At 49.4% G+C, this 17084-nt stretch carries 16 protein-coding genes; 10 read left to right on the top strand and 6 right to left on the bottom strand.

Annotated features, from left to right (window positions below):
- Positions 1 to 52: 52 nt before the first annotated feature.
- A complete protein-coding gene (gene folE / locus ACXAFQ_RS11560) occupies positions 53 to 739 on the bottom strand; it encodes a GTP cyclohydrolase I FolE (RefSeq protein WP_070123188.1) in 687 nt (228 codons plus the stop codon).
- Positions 740 to 858: 119 nt separating this feature from the next.
- Between folE and folM the strand changes: the two genes are divergently transcribed.
- From folM to ACXAFQ_RS11575, 3 genes are all read left to right on the top strand, one after another.
- Positions 859 to 1572, top strand: a complete 714-nt coding sequence (folM, locus tag ACXAFQ_RS11565; RefSeq protein WP_474821921.1) for a dihydromonapterin reductase — start codon at positions 859 to 861, stop codon at positions 1570 to 1572.
- 84 nt (positions 1573 to 1656) lie between these two features.
- Positions 1657 to 2724, top strand: a complete 1068-nt coding sequence (locus ACXAFQ_RS11570; protein ID WP_474821925.1) for an agmatine deiminase family protein — start codon at positions 1657 to 1659, stop codon at positions 2722 to 2724.
- Complete coding sequence (locus ACXAFQ_RS11575) at positions 2717 to 3610, top strand: carbon-nitrogen hydrolase (RefSeq protein ID WP_070123185.1); 894 nt, start codon at positions 2717 to 2719, stop codon at positions 3608 to 3610. Before ACXAFQ_RS11570 ends, ACXAFQ_RS11575 begins: the two co-directional genes overlap by 8 nt.
- Here the strand turns inward: ACXAFQ_RS11575 and ACXAFQ_RS11580 are convergent.
- The 3 genes from ACXAFQ_RS11580 to ACXAFQ_RS11590 all read right to left on the bottom strand — a co-directional run bounded on the left by ACXAFQ_RS11580 (position 3607) and on the right by ACXAFQ_RS11590 (position 7200).
- On the bottom strand, positions 3607 to 3918 hold the full coding sequence (locus tag ACXAFQ_RS11580) for a hypothetical protein (protein ID WP_474821932.1): 312 nt from the start codon (positions 3916 to 3918) through the stop codon (positions 3607 to 3609). The genes ACXAFQ_RS11575 and ACXAFQ_RS11580 overlap by 4 nt on opposite strands.
- Before the next feature lie 126 nt (positions 3919 to 4044).
- Positions 4045 to 4746, bottom strand: coding sequence for a ligase-associated DNA damage response endonuclease PdeM (gene pdeM, locus ACXAFQ_RS11585; protein ID WP_474821934.1), 702 nt, complete (start codon positions 4744 to 4746; stop codon positions 4045 to 4047).
- Positions 4747 to 4749: 3 nt separating this feature from the next.
- Positions 4750 to 7200, bottom strand: a complete 2451-nt coding sequence (locus ACXAFQ_RS11590) for a ligase-associated DNA damage response DEXH box helicase (protein ID WP_474821936.1) — start codon at positions 7198 to 7200, stop codon at positions 4750 to 4752.
- Positions 7201 to 7378: 178 nt separating this feature from the next.
- Here ACXAFQ_RS11590 and ACXAFQ_RS11595 point away from each other — a divergent pair, with 178 nt between their 5' ends.
- Both ACXAFQ_RS11595 and ACXAFQ_RS11600 read left to right on the top strand, forming a co-directional pair.
- Complete coding sequence (locus ACXAFQ_RS11595; RefSeq protein ID WP_474821940.1) at positions 7379 to 8404, top strand: ligase-associated DNA damage response exonuclease; 1026 nt, start codon at positions 7379 to 7381, stop codon at positions 8402 to 8404.
- The gene (locus ACXAFQ_RS11600; protein ID WP_474821944.1) at positions 8404 to 9987 is read left to right on the top strand and encodes a cisplatin damage response ATP-dependent DNA ligase; all 1584 of its coding nucleotides are present in this window, start codon (positions 8404 to 8406) and stop codon (positions 9985 to 9987) included. Before ACXAFQ_RS11595 ends, ACXAFQ_RS11600 begins: the two co-directional genes overlap by 1 nt.
- A gap of 37 nt (positions 9988 to 10024) precedes the next feature.
- Here ACXAFQ_RS11600 and ACXAFQ_RS11605 read toward each other — a convergent pair whose 3' ends face one another.
- Both ACXAFQ_RS11605 and ACXAFQ_RS11610 read right to left on the bottom strand, forming a co-directional pair.
- On the bottom strand, positions 10025 to 10654 hold the full coding sequence (locus ACXAFQ_RS11605; protein ID WP_474821948.1) for a tetratricopeptide repeat protein: 630 nt from the start codon (positions 10652 to 10654) through the stop codon (positions 10025 to 10027).
- A 154-nt stretch (positions 10655 to 10808) separates the two neighbouring features.
- Entirely contained in the window at positions 10809 to 11054 is a 246-nt protein-coding gene (locus tag ACXAFQ_RS11610) for a TIGR02647 family protein (RefSeq protein WP_070123212.1), read from the bottom strand.
- Positions 11055 to 11305: 251 nt separating this feature from the next.
- Here ACXAFQ_RS11610 and ubiD point away from each other — a divergent pair, with 251 nt between their 5' ends.
- The 5 genes from ubiD to ACXAFQ_RS11635 all read left to right on the top strand — a co-directional run bounded on the left by ubiD (position 11306) and on the right by ACXAFQ_RS11635 (position 17083).
- Positions 11306 to 12775, top strand: coding sequence for a 4-hydroxy-3-polyprenylbenzoate decarboxylase (ubiD, locus tag ACXAFQ_RS11615; protein WP_474822463.1), 1470 nt, complete (start codon positions 11306 to 11308; stop codon positions 12773 to 12775).
- Between the two features lie 182 nt (positions 12776 to 12957).
- Complete coding sequence (gene fre, locus ACXAFQ_RS11620) at positions 12958 to 13653, top strand: NAD(P)H-flavin reductase (RefSeq protein WP_474821953.1); 696 nt, start codon at positions 12958 to 12960, stop codon at positions 13651 to 13653.
- A gap of 80 nt (positions 13654 to 13733) precedes the next feature.
- Positions 13734 to 15068 carry a M28 family metallopeptidase gene (locus ACXAFQ_RS11625; RefSeq protein WP_474822467.1) on the top strand — a complete coding sequence of 445 codons (1335 nt, stop codon included), beginning with the start codon at positions 13734 to 13736 and terminating at the stop codon, positions 15066 to 15068.
- Between the two features lie 275 nt (positions 15069 to 15343).
- Entirely contained in the window at positions 15344 to 16627 is a 1284-nt protein-coding gene (locus ACXAFQ_RS11630) for a CHASE2 domain-containing protein (protein ID WP_474821957.1), read from the top strand.
- Between the two features lie 69 nt (positions 16628 to 16696).
- Entirely contained in the window at positions 16697 to 17083 is a 387-nt protein-coding gene (locus tag ACXAFQ_RS11635; RefSeq protein ID WP_474821959.1) for a hypothetical protein, read from the top strand.
- Position 17084 lies beyond the last annotated feature (1 nt).

Genomic DNA, 17084 nt, shown 5'->3' on the forward strand with positions numbered 1-17084 from the left:
AGCAAAAAAAAGCCTGACTCAAGAATCAGGCTTTTTTAATATTTATTTTCAACTAGTTGCGGAAGAAATCTTGTCTCAGTAGTGGGTCGGTGAGGAACTGACCACCAAGCGCTGATGTGCGCGTATAGGAATTCGTATCCCGAATACCCCGCGCTTTTACGCAATAGTGCGTAGCATTAATCGTCACGGCTACATCTTCGGTTCCCGCAAGGGTTTGAATAGCGACCAACACCTGCTGTGTTAAACGCTCCTGAACCTGAGGGCGCTGTGCAAAGAAACCGACAAGGCGATTCAGTTTTGATAGCCCAATTACCGTATCCTTTGGAATATAAGAAACCGTTGCTGTGCCATCAATAGTGACAAAGTGATGTTCACAGGTGCTCGTTAAACTAATATCCGAAACCTGAACCGGCTGATTAAGCTGCATCTTGTTTTCGATAACCGTAATTTTAGGAAAGTTACGGTAGTCCAGGCCACTGAAAATTTCATTCACGTACATTTTGGCAATACGTGCTGGGGTATCAGCCAGGCTGTCGTCTGCGCGGTCGAGGCCTAACGTATCCATAATGTCAGTCATAGCGGCTTCTATCCGTGCGCGTTTTTCATCATCAGATAAGCCGTTACGCACCATTGGCGTTTCCAGACCTTTATCTTCAAGTGCCTTTCTTACCATGATCGCCGAAGCCGACAATCCAGGTTCAAGTGCATCACGTACTACCACTGCTTCATTTGATAACATTAACAATTTCCGAAATAGCCTGATTGAGATTTAACGTAAAGGCTATAATTACAGACCACTTAAATTCATTAGATGACAAATGTTTCATATTGGACATTTAATCACCCAAGGAGTTCGATTTGCCTAATCCAGTGCTCATCACCGGCGCTTCCCAGCGTGTTGGCTTAGCTCTGGCAGAAAACCTGCTGAGCAACAATTATCCTGTAATTGTAACATACCGCACCCATAAAGCCTCAATAGCACAGCTTGAAAAAGCCGGGGCAGTGGCAATTTGCGCGGATTTTAGCACCGACCAGGGCATAGCGGAATGCATTAAAGCGGTGAAAAAGCACACAACGGGCTTACGCGCCATCATTCACAATGCGTCGGAATGGAGCTCTGAAAAAAACACCAATGACTACGCCAGTCTTTTTGACAGTATGATGCAAGTACATGCGAAAACGCCCTATTTAATGAATATGGGCTTAAAAGCGTTACTCAATACTCAGCAGGAAGCGGCAGACATTATTCATATCACCGACTTTGTTCAGTCTGTCGGCAGCGAGAAGCACCTAGCCTATGCCGCCAGCAAAGCCGCGCTGCATAATCTCACGCTGTCTTTTGCGCAAATGCTAGCGCCCCATGTAAAAGTTAATACCATCGCCCCAGCCCTGTTGATGTTTAACGACGGCGACGATGCCGCTTACAAGGAAAAAGCACTGAGTAAATCGCTGATGCAAACTGAGCCTGGCGCGGTAGCGGCCGTTGATGCGGTGAACTATCTGCTTAACAGCACGTACGTTACCGGAGAAACCTTACATGTAAACGGCGGGCGCCATCTTAAATTCAACTGATTTCAACGTCATTTGTTTTGGTTGCCGAAAACACTAAGGGTATACTTGCGCCCGTTATTTAACTGACTAACTGGAAGCAACATCATGAAAAGCACTTCTCCACTAATTCCTGAGTGGGAAGCCGTCGACGCTGTTATTCTCGCCTGGCCCCACGATAAAACTGACTGGGCTCCGTGGCTGGAGGAAACACGCGAAACCTATTTAACCGTGATTGAACAAATCAATGCCGCATCCGCTGGCGTATTATTGTTATGTCGCGCCGATGATGTTGCCAATGTTCAAGCGCGCCTGGCCGCAGATGCCCGGGTGCTCATCATTCCGGCAGAATACAACGATACCTGGGCCCGCGACTATGCGTTTCTTACGCGCAAGGTATCTGAAAACGAAGATATGAAAGGTCAACCAGTAGAATTTCAATTCAATGGCTGGGGCCAGAAATTCAACGCGACCAGCGATAACCAAGTGAATCAGCGTTATCTGGCACCGATGTGTCAGTTGCCACTGCTCACCAGTAAGATTGTCGCCGAGGGCGGTGCGCTGGAAATTGATGCACAAGGCCGTTTAATGTCTACCGCTCAGTGTTTACTGAATCCAAAACGTAATGGCGATATCACGCTGGCCGATTACGACGCCGAGTTTACCCGCATGCTCGATTGCAGTAGTTTCACCGTTTTCCATCAAGGCCACCTTGAAGGTGACGACACTGATGGCCACGTAGACACGCTGGTTCGTTTCACACCCGATCATGGCCTGGTTATTCAAGCTGCCGATAATCGTCCTGATGACACCCACTTCGAAGGCTTAAAAGCACTATGCGAAGAGTGTGCAGCTGCATTTCCTGACCACCAGCAATACTGTCTGCCGCTGCCAGAAATGTTTAACGACGACAATGAGCGTTTGCCAGCGTCTTACGCTAACTTTCTGATTTGTAATAATGCAGTATTGTTGCCGGTATATGGTCAGCCGGAAGATGATGCCGCCATTGCGGTTACTGAAGCCGCGTTTCCCCGACACAACGTGGTTCCAATAAACTGTGCGACTCTGGTTCGTCAGTTCGGTAGCTTGCACTGTATTTCTATGCAAGTACCGACAAACACATTAACGCCATCAGTCCTGGCCCAACTCAAACAAGGAGTCACTGTTTATGACTAAGAAAACTCTTAAAGTCGGCCTGGTACAACAATCTGTTGCCGACAATGACAAAGCAACGAATTGGAATAAAAGCGCCGAGCAGGTAGCCAAGCTGGCAGCAGAAGGCTGTGAATGTATTTTGCTGCAAGAGCTGCATTCCACATTGTATTTTTGTCAGGAAGAAGATACCAACGCCTTCGATTTGGCGGAGCCGATCCCCGGCCCGGCAACCGACTTTTTTGGCGAACTGGCAGAAAAGCACAACATCGTGCTGGTGACATCGTTATTTGAAAAGCGCGGTTCAGGTTTGTACCACAATACAGCTGTGGTTTTTGACCGTAGCCGTGAAATTGCCGGTAAATACCGCAAGATGCACATTCCAGATGATCCTGGATTCTACGAGAAATTCTACTTTACCCCTGGCGACATGGGCTTTACACCAATTCAAACCAGCGTAGGTAAACTTGGCGTGCTGGTATGCTGGGATCAATGGTATCCAGAAGCTGCCCGCTTAATGGCTATGGCCGGTGCTGACTTACTGTTCTACCCCACTGCTATCGGCTGGGATATGACGGATACCGAAGAAGAGCGCAGCCGACAGCACGGCGCATGGCATACCATTCAGCGTGCCCACGCCGTTGCCAACTCGGTGCCAGTGATTGTGGCAAACCGAACCGGCTTTGAAGCTTCACCGATTGACGGTGATCCGGGCATTCAGTTCTGGGGGCAAAGCTTTATTGCTGGTCCTCAGGGTGAAGTACTGGCGCACGCTTCCGCCGATAAAGAAGAAACCTTATCTGTTGAGCTGGATATGGAAAGAACGGAAAAAGTGAAGCGCATCTGGCCATACTTCCGTGACCGCCGTATTGACGCTTATGAAGATTTGACCAAACGCTGGAGAGACTAATCTCCAGCAGCTTGCTCTCTGGTGCCAGCCAGAGAGCGTGATTTTGGTGCTTTCGCTGGCGGCGGAAAATCATCATCGGCAATGGTCGACAGCACAAACCAACGAACCGCAATAATATTCCATCCCGCAATCATGATAATAGTAGGAAAAAACAGCACTGTTCCCGCAATCATTATCTTGAATTGAAAAAGCAGAAATGTGCACACCACCATAAGGGGCGGCACACTGTATTTCATCAACGGGTTAACCCGAATCCTTTGGTAACAGTGACGGCAAAGGGTTTCACCATCGTTTGCTAACTTTTTCATACATACGGTAGGTTCATCACAATAGGGACAATGTCGGTGGGTGTGCATGGCGCATTCCGAAAGCTTGATATCTTCCGCAACCATAGCCAATTTAAGGGCCGCAGAGCTACTGTACCAACGGCCGGTTCACACTTTGTAGATGCCGCCTTCGAACAATAAAAATGTTTCCATAGCCTTGCCTTCAAATAGCGCCCTCATAGATTCAGTTTCGATATCCAATCCACCGGTATACTGACCAAAAGCGGGCATGACAAAGACACGGGCGTTGTGCACGAAACATTTTCCAGAGAATCGTTTTCGGGAGACGGTTTTTCTGACTTTCGGGTGGTAATGCCCCACTAATTGAAATGCCTTCCCCGCCTCTGGCTCGTGAGAAAGCACCACACCATCCCATTCGAGATGTAGTGCACTATGGCCGCCAGCCTGCTCAGGAATAGCGGGATCATGATTGCCTAATACCCACATCCATTTTTCGCATTGCGATACCAACACAGACAGCAACCCTTGCTCCTCTTCCGGCATCCGATAGAAGCCGTCTGCATCGTGGAAGCTGTCGCCCAGACAGATCAACTGCCGGGGCGAATAATCGGCAATGATGCACTGTAATCGCAGTAGTGTTGAGCGGGTATCGAGTTGTGGCAACGGATTAGCAAACCGGCTAAGAAAACTGCCTTTTTCAAGGTGTAAATCAGACACCACCAACGCGTCTCGTTGCGGGCAGTAAAGTACGCCCCGCGCATCCAGCAGGAAGAGCTGCCCTGCGAACTTAACGGGTAAAACCCGGTTCGCCGCAACTTCACCATGTAGCCAGGTGTCAGTAATTGCCATTGTTTAGTTACCGCTCAGCAATGCTCTGATATCGGCCATCATGTCTTCAGCTTCCTGATATAAACTCGCCTGCTCAATAATGGCGTGAGCGCCAGCGCCTTTCACCTGCTCGCTGCGCACATCCAGTACGATTGGGATTGCCATGGGCGACACCTTTTCCAAATCCATAAAATGCATTTTATCATCAAACCGGATGAGCATATCGGCGAGACGACGCAAGTCCAACAACTCTCGCTCCGCATCCGCCCGGGTCACTGCCAGAAGAATATGGTCAGGCTCGTGCTCGCGCAAAGTGTCATAAATTAAATCGGTAGAAAAGGTCACCTGCTTCATGGTTTTGTGGCTGCTGTGGTAATGCTGTTCGGTGAGTCCGCTTACCACAGCTACCTGTCGGAATGAGCGCTTAAGCATGGGCGCGTGAAGCATCCAGTCTTCCAATTCATCGCCAAGAATATCGGGCTGGAACAGTTGCCGGAGTTTAGCCTCATCAACCTTTTCAAGCAGGCAAACAGACAGACCATAGTCGGTCACAGAAAAACTCAACGGTTTAAGACGCATTTTTTCCATACGTCGGGTCATCAGCATGCCCAGGGTCTGATTAGCCTTGCGGCCCTCGAAGGTATAAAACAACAAGTAATTGGCTTTGCGATGGGGAAACTGCTCAATAAGCACACGGTTCATATCGGGTAGTGCCGAGAATGCTTGTTGCAACTCCAGCCATTCCTGTACCTGGCCGGGCAGCGTTTTCCAGCTCTCCGGTTTATCCAGAATGTGCCTGACGCCTTCCGCCAGAAAGGTAGACATGGGCATCTGACCACCGGCGTAGTTGGGTATTTTAGGCTCGCCGCCTTTGGTGGGTTTAGCGTGCAACTGCATGTCTCGAATGGCTTCAAATTTAAGAATTTCACCAGCAAACATAAAAGTGTCGCCGGGCACCAACTGCTGGGCGAAGTATTCTTCCACCTCGCCGATGATTTTGCCCTGGTTGCCCCGGCGGATGCGTTTTACTTTCAGGCGTCCAGCTTCAACAATGGTGCCTATGTTCTGTCGGTGACGCTGGATAACGCGCTTTGACGCAGGGCTAAACAAGCCATCTTCGTTTTGCTCCATGCGCTGATAGCGCTCGTAAGCGCGCAATGCATAGCCGCCATCAACCGTGAACTGCCAGAGCTTAGTAAACTCCTCTTCACTCACACTTTGATAAGGTGCAGCATCAAGTACCTGCTGATAAATCTCTTCCGCAGAAGAAGGCTTACTGCAGGCGCAATTGAGTATAAATTGCGGCAAGATATCCATGGCCCCCGGGAGCAGTGGCTCACCATCCAATTCACCGGCAGCAATCGCATTCATCGCCGCGCGACACTCCACCGCTTCGAAACGGTTAGCTGGCACCAACAGTGCTTTACTGGGTTCATCTAGTCGGTGGTTTGCCCGGCCAATACGCTGTAACAATCGGCTCACACCTTTTGGCGCACCAATCTGAATAACCAGATCCACGTCGCCCCAGTCAATGCCTAACTCCAACGCAGAAGTACTAACAATGGCCCTAAGCACGCCCTGACTCATCATGCTTTCCGTTTTCCGCCGTTGCTCTTTCGATAATGAACCGTGATACAGCGCGATGGGTAAACCTTCTTTGTTTTCCTCCCACAGCATTTGAAACACCAATTCAGCCTGAGCCCGGGTATTCACAAACACCAGCGCGGTATCGGCTTGCATCACCGCTTTGTATACCTCTTCCATGGCATAGCGTGCCATGAATCCACCAAACGGCATGCGATGCCGCGAATCCAACAGTGTAATATCCGGCTTCACGGTTTGCGGCACCTGAATCACCTCAGCAGGCTCGCCAGTACGGCCGAGCCATCCTGCAATAACCTCAGGTTGCGCTACCGTTGCAGACAAGCCTACCCGGTGCATATCTGGCGCCAAACTCTGCAATCGCGCCAGTGCCAAAGAAGTAAAATCGCCGCGCTTGTTAGCAACCAAACTGTGTACTTCATCTAAAATCACCGTTTTCAGGTTACCGAATATCTTTGGCGCGTCGGCATAAGACAGTAACAACATCAGCGATTCAGGCGTTGTTAGCAATATATTCGGCGGCTTACGTCGCTGGCGCTGACGTTTGTGCGATGGCGTGTCACCGGTGCGGGATTCAATGGTCACCGGCAGGCCCATGGCTTCAACAGGATCAGTAAGGTTGCGCTGTATGTCGTTGGTCAGTGCCTTGAGTGGCGAGATATAAAGCGTATGTAGACCTTCTACGGGATGGCGATATAAGTCGGCGAGGCTGGGCAGAAAGCCAGACAGGGTTTTACCTGCCCCCGTGGGCGCAATTAATAAAGTAGCGTTGTTCTGAGAAACCGCCGACAGCATCTGACGCTGATAGTCGCGCAGTTGCCAGCCTTTGCTTCGTAGCCACTGGTAGAAAGGAGGGGGAAGTCTTTTTGCCATAAATCTCCATTTTGTGACTTTTTACGCATGAAGCCGGACGAGGGATTATCAGTTATCGATGTAATGCATTACGTTAATTATATTTAACTCACCCAGGTTCATCAGAACACTTATCCAACCATCCGTTTATCATTCCCTGCCGTAGAAGCATTTTCACACAAAAAACCCGGAGTGACCTTTGCACCCACAAGACTGGATATCGGTAGAAGAGGCGGGATTATATTGTCATCCTGCGAAGCTCTATATCGACCCGATGCTGCCGGTAGACAGTGCCGTTGTTACCCATGGTCATGCTGACCACGCAAGGGCAGGCCACCAGCATGTTTTCGCCTCGGCAGAAACCCTGGCGATCATGAAAACCCGCTACGGTGAGGAGATGGCTGAACAGACCACAGCCTTGCGAATGGGGGCACCGGTGAGTCTCGGCGACGCAACCGACCCCGTTACCATGACACTTTACCCTGCCGGTCATATTCTCGGGTCAACGCAGGTTTTATTGGAATACCGGGGCGCACGACTGGTCATTTCCGGCGACTATAAGCGTCGACACGATCCCACCTGCCCACCGTTTGAAGTAGTGCCCTGCGACGTGTTTATCACCGAAGCCACGTTTGGCTTACCTGTATTTACCCATCCGCCGTTGAGCCATGAAATCGATAAACTGCTTACCTCACTGGCGGTTTTTTCAGATCGCTGTCACTTGGTGGGCACCTATGCGCTAGGCAAATGCCAACGAGTGATAATTGGTTTACGGGAAGCCGGTTACAGTAAACCGATTTACCTGCATGGGGCATTACAAAAACTGTGTGATTTGTACCAACAGTACGACATACAGCTGGGGGAGCTTATCCCAGTGAACGATGTGGCAGACAAAGCATCTCTGGCCGGTGAAATTGTTTTGGCCCCGCCCTCAGCACTGGCTGATCGCTGGTCTCGTTCCCTGCCCAATGTACGTACCGTAATGGCATCAGGCTGGATGCAAATTCGTGCCCGCGCCCGGCAACGCCAGGTTGAGCTACCGCTGATTATTTCTGACCACTGTGACTGGCCGGAGCTACTACAAACCATCGAAGAGGTTTCCCCAAAAGAGGTATGGGTGACTCACGGCCGCGAAGATGCACTGGTGTATCAGGCCAACCTGATGGGTTTTAAAGCCAAAGCGCTATCCATGATCGGCTACGATGACGATGAGGAAACCGGCTGATGGAAGCATTCAGTGATTTATTGGAACAGCTTTATTTTACCAGCGGCACCAACGCCAAAGCCGCGCTGATTTCCCATTACATTGCTACCACGCCAGATCCAGACAGAGGCTGGGCAATCGCGGCCATCGCCGGTGAACTTAAATTCGATTTTTTTAAGCGCAATACAATAAAAAACTTGATGCTTGAGCGCATTGACGAAAACTTGTTCGCCATGAGTTACGACTACGTGGGTGAAATGAGCGAAACCGTGGCGCACCTGTGGCAGCCGGAAACTCAGCCTTCGGGCGATGTTGAACTGCCCGGCCTGAATAACGTGGTGGACACTTTTCGCAATGCGAAGCGCACCGAGGTGAAGCCGCTGCTGGTTGCCTTACTCGATAACATGACAGCCTCTCAGCGCTGGGCGCTGATAAAATTGGGCACACGAGGATTACGTATTGGGGTGTCTGCTCGCAGCATTAAGCAAATCCTTGCCAGCTACGGTGACGTGCCCATAGAAGAAATTGAAGCCCTATGGCACGGCGTTGAGCCGCCTTATACTGAACTGCTAAGCTGGCTGGAGAAAAAAGGGCCAAAGCCGGACATTTCTGACCGGGTCACCTTTCATCCTGTAATGCTCTCCCACCCTATCGATGATGACACTCGGGAAAAACTTGCCGCGAGCGAATGGCAGATTGAACCCAAGTTCGACGGCATCCGCGTACAACTGGTATCAGCCCCAGCGGGTAAAGCCCTGTTCAGTCGCACCGGTGACGATATCAGTGGTTCATTTCCAGACCTACTGGACACCATCGACCATAACCTGGTGCTCGATGGCGAATTATTAGTGATGCACGGCGATAAGGTCGATACCTTCAATCAATTGCAGCAACGATTAAACAAGAAAAAACCCTCAGCAAAACTCATGCAGTCACTACCGGTAGCGGTAATGGCTTACGACTTGTTAGAACTTAATGGCGAATCACTGATGGACTTACCGTTAGCAGAACGCCGTCAGCGCTTGGCTGAGTACATTGAAAAGCATCCGGGAGAGCGCCTGCATTTATCCCCCACCTACAGTGTGAGTGATGTAGCTGAACTTGAAAAACTCCATCAGCAAGTCACCGAAGATACCGCCATTGAAGGCTTAATGCTGAAACGTAAAGACAGCACCTATATACCGGGGCGTCCAAAAGGGCTGTGGTATAAATGGAAGCGAGATCCACTGCTGATTGATGCAGTGGTGATGTACGCCCAGCGTGGTCACGGCAAGCGCTCCAGCTTTTATTCAGACTTTACCTTTGGCACTTGGGAAGGCGATACCCTGCTTCCGGTGGGCAAAGCCTATTCCGGCTTCACCGATGAAGAACTGAAAAAGCTGGATAACTGGGTTCGCCGTAATGCAGTGGGGCGTTTCGGCCCCGTGCGGGAAGTGAAAAAAGAACTGGTGGTGGAGGTCGCTTTCGATGCGGTGCATCCGTCCAGCAGGCACAAATCAGGCGTCGCCATGCGCTTTCCTCGCATTCACCGTATTCGTTGGGATAAACCCGCGGCCGAAGCCGACACGCTGGCATCGGTAAAGGGATTAATCGAAACCGCTTAGCGCTTTTTAATAAGAAGTGCTGCTGGAAAGTAAAACCTTAGCTCTGCAACGGGCGTCGCGCGGCCCGCACCGCTTTAGGGTGCATCAGCTTTTCCAACGCAGCAAGGTAACCGGCTATCTGCTGGTGGACTTTTTTGTCGTCGGTAATGGCGTTATAGAGCCAATGATAAGTATCTTCATAATCGTAGGGGCTGCCGTAACCATCAACGAATAGCTGCGCCAATTGTAACTGCGCTTTTAAATTGCCCAATGCCGACGCTTCCCGCAAGTACATGACTGCGCGAGGCTTGTCTTCCTGCACTAATGTGCCTTTGGAGTAATAACGACCAAGCTGTTCAAGTGCCGCCGGTAGACCTTGTTCAGAGGCATCTCGCATAAACCCGATGCCACGAACCGGATCAGCATCAACACACACGCCCCAAGCCAGCATATCTCCCCACAAAAATTGATAAGCGGGTTCTTTTAACACCTCGGCATGGGCTTCGATATCCTGATTCAACTGGCAGCGATCAGCCACAATTCGCTCTAAATGCGTATTCTGATTAATCATGGTTATGAGCTCATCCTGCGAGTACAGTTGAACTGCTTTCAGTTCCTGGGCCTGAAGTGAAACGCTAACCAGCGAGGAAAAAACAATAACAAAAAGTGTAGAGGCGCGTTTTATCATGACAAAAACCTGAAACTAATCCTGATTGAAAACCGACATTGCGTGCCGGTACACACCGGCCTACTCTCAGTATCGACCAACCAGCCTGAATCTGAAGAACAAATATTCAGCAATGTTCGCTCTGGCCGGGTTGCAGACAGAGCGATAATTAAGCTTAGTTCAGTTTCATTGAAAGTGCTGACTGCACATGGCGGGCGTGCTCAGCGAGGTCTACTCCCAAGTCGGTGAGATAACCACCGTCGGGCTGAGTAATAACGCCTTTGGAGTAAAGCCGTTCTGCTGCATGCACTACGGACTGGCTGGCATCATGATGAATCTTAAGCCCCTGCATCAGGCTGGATGCCGGAAACTTAAGAAGAAGATTTAACTCATCGATCATGTCCTGATCTATTAAACCCATCACATTCTCCTGATTGATATTGTTGTTAATCCGCACTTTGGCGAACAGTAATGTAGGCAACTGCCATAACACTACCATTTGCATTCGCTGTCCAGATTAATTTAGGTCAAAATTGTGCACAGTGCACTATGTAGGTAGACAAGAAGCGAACCATTAAGTTTATGAGAGAGAACAAAATCTCATTAAACCGACGGTCAGTTAAAATGGTATACTTCAGCCATATTCCTCAGGATGCGAGAAGCACGGACAAGATGAAATACAAAGATCTGCGAGATTTCCTGGCGCAACTTGAAGCCAAAGGCCAACTTAAAAGAATAACTCAGGAAGTCGATCCGAATCTGGAAATGACGGAAATTGCCGACCGTACATTGCGGGCCAAAGGTCCGGCACTGCTGTTCGAAAACCCCAAGGGCTACGACACACCAGTACTGCTTAATTTGTTTGGCACGCCAGAGCGGGTAGCTATGGGCATGGGCCAGAACTCGGTCGAAGCATTGCGGGAAGTGGGTAAATTACTGGCATATCTGAAAGAGCCTGAGCCACCGAAAGGCCTCAAAGATCTTTGGGAAAAGCTGCCTGTGTTCAAACAAGTTCTGAACATGCCGGCTAAAGAGCTGAAAAAAGCCCCCTGCCAGGAAGTAGTGCTGACTGGCGATGACGTGGATTTATCTAAACTGCCTATTCAACGCTGCTGGCCTGGCGATGCAGCACCGCTGATCACCTGGGGACTAACGGTAACGAAAGGCCCGCATAAGAAACGTCAGAACCTGGGTATTTATCGTCAGCAGGTCATCGCTAAAAACAAAGTGATTATGCGCTGGCTGTCACACCGTGGTGGCGCACTGGATTTCCGTGAGTGGTGCCAGACGCACCCCGGCGAACCCTATCCGGTATCAGTGGCTTTAGGTGCTGACCCAGCAACCATTCTGGGTGCCGTAACGCCCGTTCCCGATACGCTGTCTGAATACGCTTTCGCGGGTTTGCTACGCGGCAGCAAAACCGAGGTGGTGAAATCCATCAGCAATGAATTGCAAGTGCCTGCCAGTGCCGAAATTGTACTTGAAGGTTACATTGCACAGGACGAAGTGGCTCCGGAAGGTCCTTATGGCGACCATACCGGTTACTACAACGAAGTAGATACCTTCCCGGTATTTACCGTTACCCACATTACCCATCGCCAAAAGCCCATCTACCACTCCACTTACACAGGCCGTCCACCGGATGAACCCGCCGTATTGGGCGTAGCATTGAATGAAGTTTTTGTGCCCATTCTGCAGAAGCAGTTCCCGGAAATCGTCGACTTCTATCTACCCCCTGAAGGATGCTCTTACCGCATGGCCGTGGTCACCATGAAGAAGCAATATCCGGGTCATGCTAAGCGGGTCATGATGGGTATATGGTCGTTCCTGCGACAATTTATGTACACCAAGTTCGTTATTGTGTGCGATGATGATGTGGATGCCCGTAACTGGGAAGATGTCATCTGGGCCATCACTACCCGTATGGACCCTGCCCGCGACACGGTTCTTATCGAAAATACGCCCATTGATTATCTGGATTTCGCCTCACCTGTTTCTGGCCTGGGCTCAAAAATGGGTATGGATGCCACCAACAAAATGCCAGGTGAAACGGATCGCGAATGGGGTGTCCCCATCGTAATGGACGAAAATGTGAAAAAGCGTGTGGATGACATCTGGGACAGTCTTGGTATTATGGACTAAATTACGTGGAGCGACTGGGCGAAGGATTGGCTGTCGAAGCCTGTGTGAAATTAAAACACGCGGTAAACCCATCCCTGGGCGCTTCACCGCAGCATCCATGCTGCGGAGAGTTTTAATTTCACACAGGCTCCTCCGCCGCTTCGCCCGCTCACAACACATTCAAACCATAGTGATAGGAAAATATGTCGGAATTTCAATGTAAGGTTACGGCCATCTCGCCGTTAACTGAGGTCGTTTATAAAGTTGAGTTAACGCCTGCACAACCGGTGGATTTTAAAGCCGGTCAGTACATCATGGTGCACATGGGCGAGAAAGATAAGCGCCCGTTTTCCATTGCCAATCCGGCTTTTGACAACGGTCGAATAGAACTGCACATTGGTGCCGATGAGAAAAATGCGTATGCCACCGAAGTGCTCGATAGAATGCGTAGCGAAGGTGAAATCACGCTGAGCGGCGGTCACGGTGAAGCAAATCTGCAATCCGACGGCTCCGACATAATTCTGATTGCGGGTGGTACCGGCTTCTCTTACACCTGGTCAATTCTGCAACAAGCCCTGAAAGACACCCCTGACGCAAATGTCACCTTGTACTGGGGCGGTCGTAATCAGTCAGATCTCTATCTATTCGATGAACTAACAGCATTAGCCGCTAAGCACCCGAACTTCACATTTGCTCCGGTAGTAGAATTTCCAGAAGAAGGCTGGCAGGGTAAAACCGGTTGGGTTCACAAAGCTGTGATGACAGACCATACCGATTTATCCAACAAACAGGTTTACATTGCAGGGCGTTTCGAAATGGCCAAAGTCGCCAGAGACGATTTCGCCGAATGTGGCCTGACTACCGATAAACTCTTCGGTGACGCCTACGCCTTCATATAAAGCCACGCAACCATAAGCGTGGCACTTACAACAGGCTTGAAGGAGTGTTTATGCTACCACGCACACTGGTTGCTACTACGATGCTGCTGTCCGCTTCAGCGATAGCAGCGCCTACCACCAACGACGACCCACGACTACACGATATTGCTAAAGCAATTTCTGCAGACCGTATACAACAAGACATCACCACACTGGTAAATTTCGGCACCCGCCATACATTATCTGAGACAAAATCAGATACCCGTGGCATCGGCGCAGCCCGCCGCTGGATCAAAAAAGAATTCGAACAAATCTCTGCCAATTGCGGCGGATGTCTGGAAGTCATCACAGTGAGTGAAACCATCAGTGGTGAAAAGCGCATTCCCAATCCCGTAGAAGTAGTCAACGTGATTGCCATTCAGCGAGGTACTAGCGACCCAGACCGCTACGTACTCATGTCTGGCGATATTGACTCAAGGGTATCAGACGTTATGGACTTTACCTCTGACGCCCCCGGTGCGAACGATAACGCTTCTGGTGTGGCCGGCACCTTAGAAGCAGCCCGAGTGCTGAGTAAATATCAATTTAACGGTACCATTGTTTATGCCGCGCTATCTGGTGAGGAGCAAGGCTTGTTCGGCGGTAAAATTCTCGCTGCAAGAGCGCAGGAAGAAGGCTGGCGTTTAAAAGCAGTACTGAACAACGACATGATCGGCAACATTGAAGGCGTAAATGGCGTTATCAATAACAGTACAGTACGCTTGTTTGCTGAAGGCACCCGGGTGACTGAAACCGAAGCAGAATCCCGCCTTCGTCGCTTTACCGGCGGAGAAGTAGACTCACCAAGCAGAAACCTGGCCCGCTACATCGACAAAATCGCAGATCAGTACATCGAAAACCTCGATGCCATGGTGATTTATCGTCTTGATCGCTATGGGCGTGGTGGTCATCATCGTCCGTTCAATGATTTGGGTTATCCTGGTATCCGCATCATGGAAACTAACGAGAACTATACCCGCCAACATCAAGATTTACGCACCGAAGATGGCATCGTATATGGCGACACGCTGGACGGCGTAAACTTTGATTATGCGGCGAAACTTACCGGCTTGAACGCAGTAAGTTTGGCTGCTATGTCTTGGGCTCCAACGCCACCGGCTGATGTGTCTATCGAAGGGGCGGTGCAGCCATCCACAACACTGAAATGGAAAGCCGCCGATGCAGATCAAAATCCGCAACTGGCCGGTTACAAAGTGTATTGGCGCTATACCGATGCCCCGCAATGGCAGTACAGTAAATATGTAGGCGACGTGACAGAAACCACACTGGAAAACATTGTTATTGATAACTACTTCTTCGGCGTTGCCAGTGTGAGTAAAGACGGCATTGAAAGCCCGGTGGTTTACCCCGGCGCGGCTGGAAGTTTTGGCGACTAATACCGAAAAATTATCTAAAACCCTCTCGCAGGCTAACGGTCAGTTAGCTTGCGCTTTATTCCCCCATTGTGAATCTCAAAACGGTTAAAAATAAAGCAATTTATACGTTGACTTTTATCAACGTAAAACGCTTAATTAATAAACAAAGGGCTGAAGTATCCAGAATTAACTAGTAACGTTTTACCGTTAAAGCCAAAGGAAGGCTGGTTATCAAAAACTTCATGTTTATTTTTATCATTTTTACGAGCCTCCCATTTTATGTACGAACCACGCTTTTGGTTGGTACTTATCTTCTTGATCCTTTTAAAATATCCTCTGTCACCGATGAAGCCTCGGCAGAAGTGCTAAATCGTATCACATCGCTGTTTTATGACGGTGATGGTCATAACCAAATTACCGTCATACTCATTGACGATACCTACTTGTCGACTGAGAAGACGAGGTGGCCGTTACCGTTTGCTGAGCAGAGTCGTTTGGTACGTCGAATCCTCCGTTATAAACCCGAAGCGCTATTTATCGACTTGCTCTACACCCATGATCGTAAAGGGCACGGCGATAACTTCGCATCACTGCAGAATATTCTCGACAATGCAGGACGCAGAACGCCCATTTTTATTCCTAAGCCAGAAACCACCGAGCTTCCCCCCGAGGCGCTTTTTAAAGTAAATCGCCCGGTGGTCGTGCAATGGGAAGGAGAAGATCATTATTACCCTCGCAAGTATTATCAAGGCAGCGCTGACGACGGTGAATCGTTAAGCACACCTGCCACAGCATTGTTTGATATCTATTGTCAAAACAACGCCTGCGATGAACGCGCATTGTCGAGTGAAGAACCCATTTATCTGCAGTGGGGCGCAACGCCTCATCCTAAGCAGTCTGAGTTCACAGCTGTTGGTGATAATTGCCGCGATATTAGTGGCGCGTTAAGCAAATTGGGGAATCTTGCTGAAATTATTAGAAGAGAGATTTTTTGGAAGGTTACTGGCGATTGGCAACAATCGTGCCCTCATACAAGAACAATTATGGCACAGCAACTGTCTGCAAATTCAGAAACAGCCCGGCTTTTGTTCACCGAGGCCCTTGCGGGAAAAACGGTGTTACTCGGCGCGTTAATTCAAGGCGCGCGAGATGAAGTGATTACTCCGGTAAACGGAAAAATTGCTGGCGTTTACCTTCATGCCATGGCTTTAGACAACCTAATTACCATGCAGAATAACTATTTTCGCCCTGCTCCTTCCGTATTTTATAAATTTGATGCTTGCGACATTGCAGAGTGGATTTTACTAGCCATGGTGGTGGTCTGGGGCCTGTTTAGCGTGGGCAAACTTAGACTGAAGAAAAACAACGCCCTACTTACCAAACAAGACATCGAGCAGCGAAGTCAGTGGGGCGCTGTGGCGCTTACCCTTTTAATTTTTGCAACCACATTAATCTTTATGCTGGTTTTTCATACCCAGCCCATTAATTGGATTGCCGTTTTCATGGTGATCTCCATCGTACGGTATGTTCTGCACCGCCAACTTAAACATCACAAATTTGAGTTGGATATTGATAATTAACAAAAGCTAAATGCAGGGGTAATCGGCATCTCAACCGCTCCCCCCTCTTATCAACACTAAGGAAAGGTAATGATTAAAAAAGTACTCCCCGTCCTGTCACTCATACTTTGTGTTAACGCGTATGCTGACTCCGCCGACCCAGTAAAAATTCTTAGCTTTAACATCGATCCGTTGGAAATCGTCGATGCCACAGGTGCCTATATCGGAGATATTTCGCAATCTGAATTGCCATCGCCGGAAATACTCGTCGAGGAATTTAATAGAGACGAAGAACTGGTTCAGATTAAGGCTTTAGATGGCTCATTAATTTGGCTAGATACCTATTATGTGAATTTAAGTGAGACCAAAGATGTCGATATCCCCTGTACCGTATTAGCCCAGGCGAAAGACTCAAAAAGTGTTGAAGCAGGAACCATGGGATTCGGTAATAACTGCCCAGGCTCAGAGGAGCAATAAA

Source organism: Alteromonas sp. ABH2_165 (assembly GCF_056159945.1).

What these genes read in the sequence shown, in the direction of transcription:
- folE (WP_070123188.1), bottom strand. Translation starts at nt 739, where the DNA reads ATGTTATCAAATGAAGCAGTGGTAGTACGTGATGCACTTGAACCTGGA.
- ACXAFQ_RS11570 (WP_474821925.1), top strand. Translation starts at nt 1,657, where the DNA reads ATGAAAAGCACTTCTCCACTAATTCCTGAGTGGGAAGCCGTCGACGCT.
- ACXAFQ_RS11575 (WP_070123185.1), top strand. Translation starts at nt 2,717, where the DNA reads ATGACTAAGAAAACTCTTAAAGTCGGCCTGGTACAACAATCTGTTGCC.
- ACXAFQ_RS11580 (WP_474821932.1), bottom strand. Translation starts at nt 3,918, where the DNA reads ATGAAAAAGTTAGCAAACGATGGTGAAACCCTTTGCCGTCACTGTTAC.
- pdeM (WP_474821934.1), bottom strand. Translation starts at nt 4,746, where the DNA reads ATGGCAATTACTGACACCTGGCTACATGGTGAAGTTGCGGCGAACCGG.
- ACXAFQ_RS11590 (WP_474821936.1), bottom strand. Translation starts at nt 7,200, where the DNA reads ATGGCAAAAAGACTTCCCCCTCCTTTCTACCAGTGGCTACGAAGCAAA.
- ACXAFQ_RS11600 (WP_474821944.1), top strand. Translation starts at nt 8,404, where the DNA reads ATGGAAGCATTCAGTGATTTATTGGAACAGCTTTATTTTACCAGCGGC.
- ACXAFQ_RS11605 (WP_474821948.1), bottom strand. Translation starts at nt 10,654, where the DNA reads ATGATAAAACGCGCCTCTACACTTTTTGTTATTGTTTTTTCCTCGCTG.
- ACXAFQ_RS11610 (WP_070123212.1), bottom strand. Translation starts at nt 11,054, where the DNA reads ATGGGTTTAATAGATCAGGACATGATCGATGAGTTAAATCTTCTTCTT.
- ubiD (WP_474822463.1), top strand. Translation starts at nt 11,306, where the DNA reads ATGAAATACAAAGATCTGCGAGATTTCCTGGCGCAACTTGAAGCCAAA.
- fre (WP_474821953.1), top strand. Translation starts at nt 12,958, where the DNA reads ATGTCGGAATTTCAATGTAAGGTTACGGCCATCTCGCCGTTAACTGAG.
- ACXAFQ_RS11625 (WP_474822467.1), top strand. Translation starts at nt 13,734, where the DNA reads ATGCTGCTGTCCGCTTCAGCGATAGCAGCGCCTACCACCAACGACGAC.
- ACXAFQ_RS11635 (WP_474821959.1), top strand. Translation starts at nt 16,697, where the DNA reads ATGATTAAAAAAGTACTCCCCGTCCTGTCACTCATACTTTGTGTTAAC.